Below are 12,449 nucleotides of genomic sequence, written 5' to 3'. Positions count from 1 at the left end.
CCGGTATGAAGGATGGACGACTGATGGGGGTGGCCCTGGCGGACCACCCCCTCAGGTGATTTTTACTTGCTGACGGACCCGCCGGCGGCGACGATCTTGTCTTCGGCGGAGCCGGAGACCTTGTCGACCGCGACGGTGAGCTTGACGCTCAGATCGCCCTGTCCGAGGACCTTGACCTTCTCGTTCTTCCGAACGGCACCCTTGGCGACGAGGTCACCGACGGTGACGTCACCACCCTGCGGGTAGAGCTCGTTCAGCTTCTCGAGGTTGACCACCTGGTACTCGACGCGGAACGGGTTCTTGAACCCGCGCAGCTTCGGAGTACGCATGTGGAGCGGCATCTGGCCACCCTCGAAGCCGACCTTGACCTGGTACCGGGCCTTCTGACCCTTGGTGCCACGACCGGCCGTCTTGCCCTTCGAGCCCTCACCACGACCGACGCGCGTCTTCGCCTTCTTGGCACCGGGAGCCGGACGAAGGTGGTGCACCTTGAGCACCTGGGGACGCGCGACGTCGTCGGAGGACGTCGTCGAGGCGGGAGCGACCTTGGTGGTCGAGCCCGTCGAAGCAGCGGCCTTGTCGGCGGCGGGCTTCTTGGCTGCGGCCTTGGGAGCTGCAGCCTTGGTGGTCGTCGCCTTGGGGGCGGCGGCCTTCTTCGGGGCGGCCTTCGCGGCGGCCTCGTTCTTCTCGTCAGCCATTAGTCAATCTCCTCGACCTTCACGAGGTGGGCGACCGTGTTGACGTAGCCGCGGTTCTGCTTGGTGTCCTCGCGAACGACCGACTGGCCGATGCGCTTGAGGCCCAGGCTCCGCAGCGTGTCACGCTGGTTCTGCTTCTCGCTGATTACGGACTTGATCTGGGTCACCTTGAGGTTGGCGGCCATCAGGCACCTGCCTTCTCGGTTGCGGCGGTACGAGCTGCCTGCTCGGCACGGACCATGAAGGCCGGCATGACAGCGTCGATGTCGAGTCCACGACGGGCGGCGACGGCGCGCGGCTCTTCGAGCTGCTGCAATGCCTCGACCGTGGCGTGGACGATGTTGATCGTGTTCGACGAACCGAGCGACTTGCTCAGGACGTCGTGCACGCCGGCGCACTCGAGCACGGCGCGGACGGGACCACCGGCGATGACACCGGTACCGGCCGAAGCCGGACGCAGCATGACGACGCCGGCAGCGGCCTCACCCTGCACGGGGTGCGGGATCGTGTTGCCGATGCGCGGGACGCGGAAGAAGTTCTTCTTGGCCTCTTCGACGCCCTTGCTGATGGCCGTGGGGACCTCTCGGGCCTTGCCGTAGCCGACACCCACGAGGCCGTTGCCGTCACCGACGACGACGAGCGCGGTGAAGCTGAAGCGACGACCGCCCTTGACGACCTTCGACACGCGGTTGATCGTGACGACGCGCTCCAGGAACTGGCTCTTGTCGTCACGGTCGCCGCGTCCGCGGCCACCCTGGTTGCGGTCACCGCGACCCTGGCCGCCACGGCGGTCGGTGCGACCACCCTCGCGGTTGTTCGACTCCGAGCCGGCAGCGGTCTCGACGGGACGCTCGACGACGGCCTCGGCCGGCGCCTTGGTCGCTTCGGTCTCTGCGGGGGGAGTGGTGTTCGTAGCGTCGCTCACAGGTTCAAACCAGCCTCTCGGGCGCCTTCGGCGATGGCCGCGACGCGTCCGGCGTACTTGTTGCCGCCGCGATCGAACACGACGGCCTCGATGCCCGCAGCCTTCGCACGCTCGGCGATGAGCTCGCCGACCTTGCGGGACTTCGCGGTCTTGTCACCGTCGAACGTGCGCAGGTCGGCCTCGAGGGTCGATGCGCTGGCGACGGTGAAGCCCTTGCTGTCGTCGACGACCTGCACGAAGACGTGCCGGGCCGAACGGGTGACGACGAGACGGGGGCGCTCTTCGGTGCCCACGACCTTCTTGCGCAGGCGGGTGTGACGGCGCTTGGTGGCAGCCGACTTGCTTTTTCCTCGTGTACCGAGACCCATGATTACTTACCTGACTTTCCGGCCTTGCGGCGGACGACCTCGCCGGCGTAGCGGACACCCTTGCCCTTGTAGGGCTCGGGCTTGCGCAGCTTGCGGATGTTGGCAGCCATCTCGCCGACGGCCTGCTTGTCGATCCCGACGACGGTGAGCTTGTTGTTGCCCTCGACCGTGAAGCTGATGCCCGCGGGCGGCTCGACGGTGATGGGGTGCGAGTAGCCCAGGGCGAACTCGACGTTCGAGCCCTTGGCCTGGACGCGGTAGCCGGTTCCGACGACCTCGAGGCCCTTGGTGTAGCCCTCGGTGACGCCGATGATCTGGTTGGCGATCAGGGTTCGCGTGAGGCCGTGGAGCGAACGCGACTCGCGCTCGTCGTCCGGACGGGTCACGACGACCGTGCCTTCTTCGATCTTGGCTTCGATGGGGCTCTTGACGACGAGCGAAAGCTCACCCTTGGGGCCCTTGACGCTGACGGCCTGGCCGTCGATCTTCACGTCGACCCCGGCAGGGATCGAGATGGGGAGTCTTCCGATTCGAGACATGACGAGTTACCACACGTAGGCGAGGACTTCTCCGCCTACGCCCTTCTTCTGGGCCTCGCGGTCGGTCAGCAGACCGGAGGACGTCGACAGGATGGCGACACCGAGGCCACCGAGCACCTGGGGGATCTCGGTCGACTTGGCGTAGACGCGGAGGCCGGGCTTCGACACGCGCTTGATGCCCTTGATGGAGCGCTCACGGGCGGGGCCGTACTTGAGGTCGATCGTGAGGGTCTGGCCCACGCGGGCGTCTTCGACCTTCCACGACTCGATGAAACCCTCACGCTTGAGGATCTCGGCGATGTGGGACTTGAGCTTGCTGCTCGGGAGCGACACGGTCTCGTGGAAAGCCGAGTTCGCGTTGCGCAGTCTGGTCAGCAGGTCTGCGACCGGATCTGTCATCGTCATGCGGTTTGTCACTTTCTCGTCCGGTTTCGACATCCGGTACACCGGATGCCGACCTGGGCGATCGATTGGTCGACGAGCGGTTCTCGTCGACCTCAGGGGAACGGCCGGCAACTCTACGAAAGAGTTGCCGACCGGACGATCTTAGTTGGCCGAGTCGGCCGAACGGAACGGGAAACCGAGCGCCTTGAGCAGCGCGCGCCCCTCGTCGTCGTTCTTGGCGGTCGTGACGACGGTGATGTCGAAGCCACGGACGCGGTCGATGCGGTCCTGATCGATCTCGTGGAACATGCTCTGCTCGTTGAGACCGAAGGTGTAGTTGCCGTTGCCGTCGAACTGGCGGTCGCTCAGACCACGGAAGTCACGGATGCGGGGAAGCGCGAGCGACAGCAGTCGGTCGAGGAACTCCCAGGCACGGTCGCCACGGAGCGTGACGTGTGCACCGATGGGCTGGCCCTCGCGGAGCTTGAACTGCGCGATGGACTTGCGAGCCTTGGTGACCTGGGGCTTCTGGCCGGTGATGGCCGTCAGGTCCTTGATGGCACCGTCGATGATCTTGCTGTCGCGAGCCGCTTCACCGACACCGGTGTTGACGACGATCTTCACGAGTCCGGGCACCTGGTGCACGTTCGTGAAACCGAAGTCGGACTTCAGCTGCTCGATGATCTCGGCGCGGTACTTGGCCTTCAGCCGCGGGAGGGCCGTGGCGGCCTGCGTGGTGGTGTCGGTCATCAGAGGTTCTCACCAGACTTCTTGGCGTAACGGACGCGGACGGTCTTGGACACGCCGTCCTTGGTGACCGTCTCTTCGCGGAAGCCGACGCGGGTCGGCTTCTTGGTCTTGGGGTCGACGACGGCGACGTTCGACACGTGGATCGGTGCCTCGTGCGTCTCGATGCCACCGGTCTTGGAACCACGCTGGGTCTGGCCGACACGAACGTGCTTGGTGACGAAGTTGACGCCTTCGACGACCACGCGGTTGCGCTCGACGAGCACCTCGAGGACCTTGCCCTGCTTGCCGCGGTCTCCGCCGCGGGCCTGCGAGGCACCGGTGATGACCTGCACGAGGTCACCCTTCTTGATGTTTGCCATGACTTAGATAACCTCCGGCGCCAGCGAGATGATCTTCATGAACTTCTTGTCGCGGAGTTCGCGACCGACCGGTCCGAAGATGCGGGTTCCGCGGGGATCTCCGTCGGCCTTCAGGATCACTGCGGCGTTCTCGTCGAACTTGATGTAAGAGCCGTCCGGACGACGGACCTCTTTCTTGGTGCGAACGATGACGGCCTTGACGACGTCACCCTTCTTCACGTTGCCACCGGGGATGGCGTCCTTCACCGTGGCGACGATCACGTCACCCAGGCCGGCGTAACGGCGGCCGGAGCCACCGAGGACGCGGATGGTGAGGATCTCTTTTGCCCCGGTGTTGTCGGCGATCTTGAGGCGGGATTCTTGCTGAATCACTTGTGTCTCCTTCTACGCAAGCAGGCCGCGAGGCCTACTTCGCCTTCTCGAGGATCTCGACCAGGCGCCAGCGCTTGGAGGCGCTGAGCGGACGGGTCTCGCTGATCACGACGAGGTCGCCGACACCGGCCGAGTTGGCCTCGTCGTGGACCTTGACCTTGGACGTGCGGCGGATGACCTTGCCGTACAGGGGGTGCTTTACGCGGTCCTCGACCTCGACGACGATGGTCTTGTCCATCTTGTCGCTGGTGACGTAGCCGCGACGCGTCTTGCGGTAGCCGCGGACCTCGACGGCAGCCGAGTCGACCTCGGTCTTGTTCTCGGTGGCCATTACTTGCTCTCCTCGGCGGTCTCGTCAGCCGTCACGGCCGGCTTGTCAGCCTTCTTGGTCGACTTCTTGGCAGCCTTGGGGGCCGCCTCGACCGGGGCGGGGGTGGCACGGATGCCGAGCTCGCGCTCACGCAGGACCGTGTAGATGCGAGCGATGTCGCGCTTCACGGCACGCAGGCGGCCGTGGCTCTCGAGCTGGCCGGTGGCCGACTGGAAGCGGAGGTTGAAGAGTTCTTCCTTCGCCTTCTTCAGCTCATCGACGAGACGCTCGTCTTCGAATGTGTCGAGCTCGACAGGACGGAGCTCCTTGGAACCGATCGCCATTATGCGTCGCCCTCCTCGCGCTTGATGATGCGTGCCTTGAGGGGCAGCTTGTGGATTGCACGAGTGAGCGCCTCTTTGGCGATCTCCTCGCTCACGCCGCTGAGCTCGAAGAGCACGCGACCCGGCTTGACGTTCGCGACCCACCACTCGGGCGAACCCTTACCGGAACCCATGCGGGTCTCGGCGGGCTTCTTCGTGAGGGGACGGTCGGGGTAGATGTTGATCCACACCTTTCCGCCACGCTTGATGTGACGCGTCATCGCGATACGAGCGGACTCGATCTGACGGTTGGTCACGTAAGCGGGCGTGAGGGCCTGGATGCCGTATTCACCGAAGCTGACCTTGGTGCCACCAGTGGCCTGACCACTGCGGCCGGGGTGGTGCTGCTTGCGGTGCTTGACACGACGGGGGATAAGCATGGTTACGCCTCAGCTCCTGTGGTGGCGGGTGCCTTCTGCTCGCGGGGAGCGCGGTCGCCCCCGCCGCGGCGGGCGCCGTCACGGTCGTTGCGGCGCTCGGGGCGAGACGACTTCTGGTTCGCCTGCTCGCGCGCGAGCTCCTTGTTGGTGATGTCGCCCTTGTAGATCCAGACCTTGACACCGATGCGACCGAAGGTGGTCTTGGCCTCGTAGAAGCCGTAGTCGATGTTGGCGCGGAGGGTGTGCAGGGGGACGCGGCCCTCGCGGTAGAACTCCGAGCGGCTCATCTCGGCGCCGCCGAGACGGCCCGACACCTGGATGCGGACACCCTTGGCACCGGCACGCTGAGCGCCCTGGAGCCCCTTGCGCATCGCACGACGGAACGCCACGCGAGCAGCGAGCTGCTCGGCGATGCCCTGGGCGACGAGCTGGGCCTCGGCCTCGGGGTTCTTGACCTCGAGGATGTTGAGCTGGATCTGCTTGCTCGTGAGCTTCTCGAGGTCGCCGCGGATGCGCTCGGCCTCGGCACCACGACGACCGATCACGATGCCCGGACGGGCGGTGTGGATGTCGACGCGGACGCGGTCACGGGTGCGCTCGATCTCGATCTTGGCCACGCCGGCGCGGTCGAGCGAGGTCTTGAGCAGGGTGCGGATCTTGACGTCCTCGGCGACGTAGTCGCTGTAACGCTGTCCCGGCTTGGTGCTGTCGGTGAACCACCGCGACACGTGGTCGGTGGTGATGCCCAGACGGAAGCCGTACGGGTTGACTTTCTGGCCCATTACTTGCTCGCCTTCTTCGTAGCGTCGGCAGCCTCGACCTCATCAGGCGTCGAGAGGACGATCGTGATGTGGCTGGTGCGCTTCAGGATCTTGAAGGCGCGGCCCTGTGCACGCGGCTGGAACCGCTTGAGGGTGGCGCCCTGGTCGACGAATGCACGACTGATGTACAGGTCCTGCTCGTCGAGGTAGCTGTTCGAGGCGTCCGCCTTGACCCGAGCGTTGGCCATGGCCGACGCGACGAGCTTGTAGACGGGCTCGCTGGCACCCTGAGGCGCGAACTTCAGGATCGCCAGAGCCTCGGCGGCCTGCTTGCCGCGGATCAGGTTGACGACACGACGGGCCTTCATGGGGGTGACGCGGATGTGACGCACGCGTGCGATCGACTCCACCATTTCTCTCCTCCTTCACGTCGCCGCGCTAGCGGCGACGACCCTTCTTGTCGTCCTTCACGTGACCACGGAAGGTGCGGGTGGGCGCGAACTCACCGAGCTTGTGGCCGATCATGCTCTCGGTCACGAACACGGGGATGTGCTTGCGTCCGTCGTGCACGGCGATGGTGTGCCCAAGCATGTTGGGGACGATCATCGAACGGCGCGACCAGGTCTTGATGACGTTCTTGGTGCTGGCCTCGTTCTGCGAGACGACCTTGCGAAGCAGGTGGTCGTCAACGAAGGGGCCCTTCTTAAGACTGCGTGGCATCTTCTACAACTCCTACTTACGCTTCTTGCCAGCGTTACGACGACGGACGATGAGCTTGTCGCTCTCTTTGTTGGGGTGACGCGTGCGGCCCTCTTTCTGGCCCCACGGGCTGACCGGGTGACGTCCACCGGAGGTCTTGCCCTCACCACCACCGTGCGGGTGGTCGACGGGGTTCATGGCGACACCACGCACGGTCGGGCGGACGCCCTTCCAGCGCATGCGGCCGGCCTTGCCCCAGTTGATGTTCGACTGCTCGGCGTTGCCGACCTCGCCGATCGTGGCGCGGCAGCGGGCGTCGACGTTGCGGACCTCGCCCGACGGCAGACGGAGCTGCGCGTAGGGGCCGTCCTTGGCGACGAGACGCACCGAGGCACCGGCCGAGCGGGCCATCTTCGCGCCTCCACCGGGCTTGAGCTCGATGGCGTGGATGACGGTACCGACCGGGATGTTCTTGAGCGGCAGGTTGTTGCCGGGCTTGATGTCGGCGGCGGCACCCGACTCGACGACGTCGCCCTGCTTCAGCTTGTTCGGCGCGATGATGTACCGCTTGGTGCCGTCCACGAAGTGCAGGAGCGCGATGCGAGCCGTGCGGTTGGGGTCGTACTCGATGTGAGCGACCTTGGCGTTGACGCCGTCCTTGTCGTTGCGACGGAAGTCGATCACGCGGTACTGGCGCTTGTGGCCACCACCGATGTGACGGGTCGTGATGCGACCGGCGTTGTTGCGGCCACCGGACTTCGAGAGCGGGCGCAGCAGCGACTTCTCGGGCGTCGAACGCGTGATCTCCGCGAAGTCGGCGACCGACGAACCGCGGCGACCCGGGGTCGTGGGCTTGTAGTTACGAATTGCCATGATTTATGCCTCTGCTCCCTAGCCGACAGCCGTGAAGATGTCGATGGAACCGGACTTCAGCGTGACGATGGCGCGCTTGGTGTCCTTGCGCTTGCCGGTGCCGAAGCGGGTGCGACGGGTCTTGCCCGTTCGGTTGAGCGTGTTGATGCTGTCGACCTTGACGTCGAAGATCTTCTCGATGGCGAGCTTGATCTCGGTCTTGTTCGAACGCGGGTCCACGAGGAAGGTGTACTTGCCCTGGTCGATCAGGGAGTAGCTCTTCTCGGAGACGACGGGCGCGATGATGACGTCGCGGGGGTCTTTTCCGTAGCCGCTCATGCGGTGGCCTCCTTCTTGGTCTTCGAGGCGACGAAGCCGTCGAAGGCGCTCTTCGTGAAGACGATGTCGTCGCTGACGAGGACGTCGTAGGCGTTCAGCTGGTCGAACGTGATCACGTGGACCGTGGGCACGTTGCGGACGCTCTTGAGGGTCAGCGTGTCGTCGCGGTCGGTGACGACCAGGACGTGCTTGCTCGAGGCGATCGACGCGAGCAGGTCGAGGGCGACCTTGGTCGAGATCGAGTCGGCGACGAAGCTCTCGACGACGTGGACGCGGGCGCCACGAGCGCGGTCGGACAACGCACCGAGCAGGGCTGCGGCGATCATCTTCTTGGGGGTGCGCTGGGCGTAGTCGCGGGGCTGCGGACCGTGGACGATGCCACCGCCGGTCATCTGGGGAGCGCGGATCGAACCCTGACGGGCGCGACCGGTGCCCTTCTGCTTGAACGGCTTGCGGCCGGCGCCGGAGACCTCGCCGCGACGCTTGGTCTTGTGCGTGCCCTGACGTGCGGCGGCCTGCTGGGCGACGACGACCTGGTGGATGAGCGGGACGTTCGTGACGACGTCGAACAGCTCGACGGGGAGCTCGACCGTGCTGGTCTTCTGGCCCTTGGCGTCGACGACGTCGACCGAGGTGGCCGATGCGGTAGTGGTGGCCATGAGCTACTTCCCCTTCACGGCGGTACGGACGAAAACGATGCGGCCACGAGCACCGGGGACGGCGCCCTTGACGAGCAGCAGACCCTTCTCGGCGTCGACGGCGTGCACCGTGAGGTTGAGGATGGTGACGCGCTCGCCACCCATGCGACCGGCCATGCGCATGCCCTTGAAGACACGGCTGGGGGTCGAGGAGGCGCCGATCGAACCGGGCTTGCGGTGGTTGCGGTGCGCACCGTGCGATGCGCTGACGCCCTTGAAGTTGTGACGCTTCATGACACCGGCGAAGCCCTTGCCCTTGGAGGTTCCGACGACGTCGACCTTCTGGCCGGCTTCGAAGGTGTCGACCGTGAGCTCTTGACCGAGTGCGTACTCGGCGGCGTCAGCGGTGCGGACCTCGGTGAGGTGGCGGCGGGGCGTGACGCCCGCGGCGTCGAAGTGACCCGTGGCGGGCTTGTTCGACTTGCGGGGGTCGATCTGGCCGGCCGCGATCTGCACGGCGGTGTAGCCGTCCTTCTCGAGCGAACGGACCTGGGTCACGACGTTCGGGGCGATCTCGACGACGGTGACGGGGACGAGCTTGTTGTTCTCGTCCCAGACCTGGGTCATGCCGAGCTTCTTGCCGAGCAGGCCCTTGACGTTCTTGGTGGTGCTGATGGTCATGGTCGCCCCCCCTACAGCTTGATCTCGATGTTGACGTCGGCAGGCAGGTCGAGACGCATGAGCGAGTCGACGGCCTTCGGCGTCGGGTCGACGATGTCGATGAGGCGCTTGTGCGTGCGCTTCTCGAAGTGCTCGCGCGAGTCCTTGTACTTGTGGGGCGAACGGATCACGACGACCACGTTCTTCTCGGTCGGGAGCGGCACGGGGCCGACGACCGTAGCGCCCGCGCGGGTGACCGTGTCGACGATCTTGCGCGCGGAAGTGTCGATGACCTCGTGGTCGTACGACTTAAGTCGGATGCGGATCTTCTGTCCCGCCATGTGTGACTCTCTCTCGTTCGGACGTCGCGCACCTCGGGGGCCGCCTGACGCTGTTCGCTGGGCGAACATCTGTTGGCACTACGTGTCTCTCGCGTACCGCTGTTCTTGTGTCAATCCATCTGCTGAAACCGGCCGGTGCCCGCGAGGAAGGACCCGGGGAGGGCCATCTTCGCCACCGCCACCTGCGACCAGGGCTTCGCCCCGGCGCACCGCGACCAGTGGTCACGGCGGTGGTTTCGTTGTGAGATGCGTCCTGCTACCCGCGGCCCAGACGCCTCGCGTCTGTGCACTGCCTGGCAGTGATCCGACACCCGGCGCAGAAGCCAGGCTCGAAATGTTGAACTAGACGATTTTGCCACACGCCTGCATTTGCTGCAACCCGGGCGTGTCGCGGATCTCAGACCGCTTCGACGACCGGAGCCGGCCGGAACCAGGGCGGGTAGACGGCGACGCGCGGTGCGTCGGCACCCAGCTCGGCGAGCGTGTCCTTCACGGCGTCGCGGACCTTGTCGTTCGGGACGCCCACGAGGGTCACCGAGGAGAAGGGCACCGACCCGGGAACGAGCACCTCGGGTCCGAGCAGGTCGGGGTCCTTCAGGCTGAAGCGGCGGACCATCGACGATGCGTCGTCGAGTCCTGCGGCCGCGCGGACGCCCTCGACGGCTGCATCGCCCTCGGTCACGACGAAGTCGTCGCCGAGCGAGGCGACGGGCACGACGAGCATGACGAAATCGATGGCGCGGGCCTCGCGTGCGGCATCGGACCATTCGTAGCCCTCGGCACCGGTGCGGACGGCGTCCCAGGCGGTCGCGTGGGGCGACAGCGAGAACGGCACGTGAGCCGCGACGGGCTGCCCCGAAGCGGTCGTGACGGACGCGCGGAGGGCCCGAGTGGCTTCGGAGCTGACGTCGAGCACGGGAGTGGCACCGGCCTGCAGTGCCCCGGTTTCGAGGATGGCGGGCAGGTTCGACACGTGGGTCCAGTGGTAGGCACGCTGGGTCGAGAACTCGGGGACGGGAGTGGCGGCCGACTGGGCGGCCACGGCCACGGCGGCCGAGTCACGGGCGAGTGCGGGCGTGCTGCGCAACGACTCGGGCTTGCGGTTGGAGGGGCGGCGGCGGGTGGTGACCGACCGTGCAGCGGTCGAGGGCATGCCGTCGGCGACGCCCTCGCGCTTGCGGGGAGCACAGATGTCGCACAACTCTCGCTCGAATCCGTGGATGCACTCGTCAGTCACTGCAGTTGTTCCTCTCGGGCGACCCGAACGGGACGCGACCCTCTAGGTTACGTCACGACGGGGACCGTCCGCAGACCGTGGTCGACGACGGCAGCCCGGGGCTCAGCGGAACAGCAGTGCCCGGACCTCGGATTCCGCGGCGTGCAGGCGCGCCGGGTCGATGGTCTCACCGTGGCGGTACGCATCGACCAGCCTGGGGTCGACGTAGGAGGACTTGGCTATCGCCGGGGTGTTGCCGAGCACGGCGGCCGCGTCGCGCATCGCCTGCGCGAGAGACCTCGATTGGCGGGAGGCCGACGCCTGCGGCCCGGAGCGGGCCAAGCTGACGGCGGCGGCGACGGTGCCGTGCAGGGTGCGGAAGTCCTTGGCGGTGAACTCGTCACCCGCCCTGTCCTTGACGTACTCGTTGATCTCGGCCGCTCGCAGCGGATGCCACGCCGCGCGCGCCTCCTCCGCTCCCCCGACGTCGGCCTTCCAGGCGAGCAACCGGGCCCGCCCACCCCGCCGTTTCAGAGTGCGGACGACGGACGCGAGGTCGGCATCCCGGATCTCGGAGTCCCAGTCCTGACCGCTCTTGCCGGGAAAGGCCAGTGACACCGTGTCACCGGAGACGGTCGCGTGCGCACAGAGCAGGGTCGAGAGCCCGTGGCTGCCGTGCTCCTGCGCATAGCGTTCGGACCCCACACGCAGGGAACCGGTGTCGAGCATGCGGAAAGCGGCGGCCAGGACACGTTCTCGCCCGGCACCGTCGAGGCGGAGGTCACGCGTCACGAACCGACGGGCGGTCGGCAGCGACTCGGCGAGGGCCAGCGCCCGGTCGAACTTGATGCGGTCCTTCTGCTCACGCCACGTCGGGTGGTAGATGTACTGACGTCGACCTGCGGCGTCCACGCCCGTCGCCTGGATGTGGCCGTTCTCGTACGGCGAGATCCAGACGTCGGTCCAGGCCGGCGGGATGGCGAGGTGCTCGATGCGTCCCCGCAGCTCGGTGTCGGCGACGGCCGTTCCGTCGGCGGTGCGGTACGAGAATCCCCGTCCGGCCCGGACCCGGGTCAACCCGGGTCGACTCGAATCGGTCCTCCGGAGGCGCGGCATCGGTCGAGTGAACACCGCCCGTCGCCGAAGGGGCTGGGCGGGGTACAGCGAAGCCCCCGCCGGAGAGACGGGGGCTTCGCTGGGGACGACCTACTGGTTGCCGAGCTTCTTGTCGGCCTGCTCTTTCGCCTGGTGGATCTTGTCGGTGTGCTTGCCACCGGTGGCCTTGTCGGCTGCAGAAGCGACGGCGTCGAGGATGTTGTCGCTGACTCCCTCGGCCTTCTCGCTCTTGAGTGCGTCCTGCACCTTGCCGTCCTTGAGGAAGGCCTGGGCCTTCTTGGTGATGTCGTCGAAGCCTGCCATGACGTCCTCCTGTCGGCGCCGGACCCTCCGACGTCTGGTCCATCGTGCTCCGAGAA

General features: G+C 66.4%; 23 protein-coding genes. All 23 read right to left on the bottom strand.

The window, feature by feature from the left end:
• Nucleotides 1-62: 62 nt before the first annotated feature.
• The 23 genes from rplO to AC1MBW_RS08410 all read right to left on the bottom strand — a co-directional run bounded on the left by rplO (nucleotide 63) and on the right by AC1MBW_RS08410 (nucleotide 12,393).
• The gene (gene rplO / locus AC1MBW_RS08520) at nucleotides 63-698 is read right to left on the bottom strand and encodes a 50S ribosomal protein L15 (protein WP_082059801.1); all 636 of its coding nucleotides are present in this window, start codon (nucleotides 696-698) and stop codon (nucleotides 63-65) included.
• Nucleotides 698-883 (bottom strand): 50S ribosomal protein L30, encoded by a 186-nt coding sequence (gene rpmD, locus AC1MBW_RS08515; RefSeq protein WP_043593338.1) that lies wholly within the window; start codon nucleotides 881-883, stop codon nucleotides 698-700. Before rpmD ends, rplO begins: the two co-directional genes overlap by 1 nt.
• Nucleotides 883-1,623: a 30S ribosomal protein S5 gene (gene rpsE, locus AC1MBW_RS08510; RefSeq protein WP_043593339.1), complete on the bottom strand. Its 741-nt coding sequence runs from the start codon at nucleotides 1,621-1,623 to the stop codon at nucleotides 883-885. The genes rpmD and rpsE overlap by 1 nt, the downstream gene beginning before the upstream one ends.
• Nucleotides 1,620-1,991 carry a 50S ribosomal protein L18 gene (gene rplR, locus AC1MBW_RS08505; RefSeq protein WP_480024169.1) on the bottom strand — a complete coding sequence of 124 codons (372 nt, stop codon included), beginning with the start codon at nucleotides 1,989-1,991 and terminating at the stop codon, nucleotides 1,620-1,622. The genes rpsE and rplR overlap by 4 nt, the downstream gene beginning before the upstream one ends.
• A 2-nt stretch (nucleotides 1,992-1,993) precedes the next feature.
• Nucleotides 1,994-2,530, bottom strand: coding sequence for a 50S ribosomal protein L6 (rplF, locus tag AC1MBW_RS08500; protein ID WP_043593343.1), 537 nt, complete (start codon nucleotides 2,528-2,530; stop codon nucleotides 1,994-1,996).
• 6 nt (nucleotides 2,531-2,536) lie between these two features.
• Nucleotides 2,537-2,935, bottom strand: coding sequence for a 30S ribosomal protein S8 (gene rpsH / locus AC1MBW_RS08495; protein WP_043593344.1), 399 nt, complete (start codon nucleotides 2,933-2,935; stop codon nucleotides 2,537-2,539).
• A 141-nt stretch (nucleotides 2,936-3,076) separates the two neighbouring features.
• On the bottom strand, nucleotides 3,077-3,664 hold the full coding sequence (gene rplE / locus AC1MBW_RS08490; protein ID WP_043593346.1) for a 50S ribosomal protein L5: 588 nt from the start codon (nucleotides 3,662-3,664) through the stop codon (nucleotides 3,077-3,079).
• Nucleotides 3,664-4,023, bottom strand: coding sequence for a 50S ribosomal protein L24 (gene rplX / locus AC1MBW_RS08485; protein ID WP_043593348.1), 360 nt, complete (start codon nucleotides 4,021-4,023; stop codon nucleotides 3,664-3,666). Before rplX ends, rplE begins: the two co-directional genes overlap by 1 nt.
• Before the next feature lie 3 nt (nucleotides 4,024-4,026).
• Nucleotides 4,027-4,395, bottom strand: coding sequence for a 50S ribosomal protein L14 (gene rplN, locus AC1MBW_RS08480; protein WP_043593350.1), 369 nt, complete (start codon nucleotides 4,393-4,395; stop codon nucleotides 4,027-4,029).
• A 34-nt stretch (nucleotides 4,396-4,429) separates the two neighbouring features.
• Complete coding sequence (gene rpsQ, locus AC1MBW_RS08475) at nucleotides 4,430-4,726, bottom strand: 30S ribosomal protein S17 (RefSeq protein ID WP_054145425.1); 297 nt, start codon at nucleotides 4,724-4,726, stop codon at nucleotides 4,430-4,432.
• A complete protein-coding gene (rpmC, locus tag AC1MBW_RS08470) occupies nucleotides 4,726-5,049 on the bottom strand; it encodes a 50S ribosomal protein L29 (RefSeq protein WP_480024168.1) in 324 nt (107 codons plus the stop codon). The genes rpsQ and rpmC overlap by 1 nt, the downstream gene beginning before the upstream one ends.
• Entirely contained in the window at nucleotides 5,049-5,468 is a 420-nt protein-coding gene (rplP, locus tag AC1MBW_RS08465; protein ID WP_043593355.1) for a 50S ribosomal protein L16, read from the bottom strand. The genes rpmC and rplP overlap by 1 nt, the downstream gene beginning before the upstream one ends.
• A gap of 2 nt (nucleotides 5,469-5,470) precedes the next feature.
• A complete protein-coding gene (gene rpsC, locus AC1MBW_RS08460; protein ID WP_043593357.1) occupies nucleotides 5,471-6,250 on the bottom strand; it encodes a 30S ribosomal protein S3 in 780 nt (259 codons plus the stop codon).
• Nucleotides 6,250-6,642 carry a 50S ribosomal protein L22 gene (gene rplV, locus AC1MBW_RS08455; protein WP_043593358.1) on the bottom strand — a complete coding sequence of 131 codons (393 nt, stop codon included), beginning with the start codon at nucleotides 6,640-6,642 and terminating at the stop codon, nucleotides 6,250-6,252. The genes rpsC and rplV overlap by 1 nt, the downstream gene beginning before the upstream one ends.
• A 25-nt stretch (nucleotides 6,643-6,667) precedes the next feature.
• Nucleotides 6,668-6,949 carry a 30S ribosomal protein S19 gene (gene rpsS, locus AC1MBW_RS08450; protein ID WP_043593360.1) on the bottom strand — a complete coding sequence of 94 codons (282 nt, stop codon included), beginning with the start codon at nucleotides 6,947-6,949 and terminating at the stop codon, nucleotides 6,668-6,670.
• Nucleotides 6,950-6,961: 12 nt separating this feature from the next.
• Complete coding sequence (gene rplB / locus AC1MBW_RS08445) at nucleotides 6,962-7,801, bottom strand: 50S ribosomal protein L2 (RefSeq protein WP_054145423.1); 840 nt, start codon at nucleotides 7,799-7,801, stop codon at nucleotides 6,962-6,964.
• An 18-nt stretch (nucleotides 7,802-7,819) separates the two neighbouring features.
• Complete coding sequence (gene rplW / locus AC1MBW_RS08440; RefSeq protein WP_043593363.1) at nucleotides 7,820-8,119, bottom strand: 50S ribosomal protein L23; 300 nt, start codon at nucleotides 8,117-8,119, stop codon at nucleotides 7,820-7,822.
• Entirely contained in the window at nucleotides 8,116-8,778 is a 663-nt protein-coding gene (rplD, locus tag AC1MBW_RS08435) for a 50S ribosomal protein L4 (protein WP_054145422.1), read from the bottom strand. Before rplD ends, rplW begins: the two co-directional genes overlap by 4 nt.
• A 3-nt stretch (nucleotides 8,779-8,781) precedes the next feature.
• On the bottom strand, nucleotides 8,782-9,432 hold the full coding sequence (gene rplC / locus AC1MBW_RS08430; protein ID WP_167599061.1) for a 50S ribosomal protein L3: 651 nt from the start codon (nucleotides 9,430-9,432) through the stop codon (nucleotides 8,782-8,784).
• Between the two features lie 17 nt (nucleotides 9,433-9,449).
• On the bottom strand, nucleotides 9,450-9,758 hold the full coding sequence (gene rpsJ, locus AC1MBW_RS08425) for a 30S ribosomal protein S10 (RefSeq protein WP_043593369.1): 309 nt from the start codon (nucleotides 9,756-9,758) through the stop codon (nucleotides 9,450-9,452).
• A 397-nt stretch (nucleotides 9,759-10,155) separates the two neighbouring features.
• Nucleotides 10,156-10,995 (bottom strand): DarT ssDNA thymidine ADP-ribosyltransferase family protein, encoded by an 840-nt coding sequence (locus AC1MBW_RS08420; RefSeq protein WP_480024167.1) that lies wholly within the window; start codon nucleotides 10,993-10,995, stop codon nucleotides 10,156-10,158.
• Nucleotides 10,996-11,097: 102 nt separating this feature from the next.
• Nucleotides 11,098-12,090 (bottom strand): DNA topoisomerase IB, encoded by a 993-nt coding sequence (locus AC1MBW_RS08415; RefSeq protein ID WP_480024166.1) that lies wholly within the window; start codon nucleotides 12,088-12,090, stop codon nucleotides 11,098-11,100.
• A gap of 90 nt (nucleotides 12,091-12,180) precedes the next feature.
• Complete coding sequence (locus AC1MBW_RS08410; RefSeq protein WP_054145419.1) at nucleotides 12,181-12,393, bottom strand: Rv0909 family putative TA system antitoxin; 213 nt, start codon at nucleotides 12,391-12,393, stop codon at nucleotides 12,181-12,183.
• Nucleotides 12,394-12,449 lie beyond the last annotated feature (56 nt).

It is taken from the genome of Frigoribacterium sp. AP1 (assembly GCF_056680555.1).
The sequence above is the reverse complement of the archived record's forward strand: the minus strand, read 5'-3'. Positions and strand labels throughout refer to the sequence as shown.

Coding starts and splice junctions, on each gene's coding strand:
- rplO (WP_082059801.1), bottom strand. CDS start 698: ATGGCTGACGAGAAGAACGAGGCCGCCGCGAAGGCCGCCCCGAAGAAG.
- rpmD (WP_043593338.1), bottom strand. CDS start 883: ATGGCCGCCAACCTCAAGGTGACCCAGATCAAGTCCGTAATCAGCGAG.
- rplR (WP_480024169.1), bottom strand. CDS start 1,991: ATGGGTCTCGGTACACGAGGAAAAAGCAAGTCGGCTGCCACCAAGCGC.
- rplF (WP_043593343.1), bottom strand. CDS start 2,530: ATGTCTCGAATCGGAAGACTCCCCATCTCGATCCCTGCCGGGGTCGAC.
- rpsH (WP_043593344.1), bottom strand. CDS start 2,935: ATGACGATGACAGATCCGGTCGCAGACCTGCTGACCAGACTGCGCAAC.
- rplE (WP_043593346.1), bottom strand. CDS start 3,664: ATGACCGACACCACCACGCAGGCCGCCACGGCCCTCCCGCGGCTGAAG.
- rplX (WP_043593348.1), bottom strand. CDS start 4,023: ATGGCAAACATCAAGAAGGGTGACCTCGTGCAGGTCATCACCGGTGCC.
- rpsQ (WP_054145425.1), bottom strand. CDS start 4,726: ATGGCCACCGAGAACAAGACCGAGGTCGACTCGGCTGCCGTCGAGGTC.
- rpmC (WP_480024168.1), bottom strand. CDS start 5,049: ATGGCGATCGGTTCCAAGGAGCTCCGTCCTGTCGAGCTCGACACATTC.
- rplP (WP_043593355.1), bottom strand. CDS start 5,468: ATGCTTATCCCCCGTCGTGTCAAGCACCGCAAGCAGCACCACCCCGGC.
- rpsC (WP_043593357.1), bottom strand. CDS start 6,250: ATGGGCCAGAAAGTCAACCCGTACGGCTTCCGTCTGGGCATCACCACC.
- rplV (WP_043593358.1), bottom strand. CDS start 6,642: ATGGTGGAGTCGATCGCACGCGTGCGTCACATCCGCGTCACCCCCATG.
- rpsS (WP_043593360.1), bottom strand. CDS start 6,949: ATGCCACGCAGTCTTAAGAAGGGCCCCTTCGTTGACGACCACCTGCTT.
- rplB (WP_054145423.1), bottom strand. CDS start 7,801: ATGGCAATTCGTAACTACAAGCCCACGACCCCGGGTCGCCGCGGTTCG.
- rplW (WP_043593363.1), bottom strand. CDS start 8,119: ATGAGCGGCTACGGAAAAGACCCCCGCGACGTCATCATCGCGCCCGTC.
- rplD (WP_054145422.1), bottom strand. CDS start 8,778: ATGGCCACCACTACCGCATCGGCCACCTCGGTCGACGTCGTCGACGCC.
- rpsJ (WP_043593369.1), bottom strand. CDS start 9,758: ATGGCGGGACAGAAGATCCGCATCCGACTTAAGTCGTACGACCACGAG.
- AC1MBW_RS08415 (WP_480024166.1), bottom strand. CDS start 12,090: ATGCCGCGCCTCCGGAGGACCGATTCGAGTCGACCCGGGTTGACCCGG.
- AC1MBW_RS08410 (WP_054145419.1), bottom strand. CDS start 12,393: ATGGCAGGCTTCGACGACATCACCAAGAAGGCCCAGGCCTTCCTCAAG.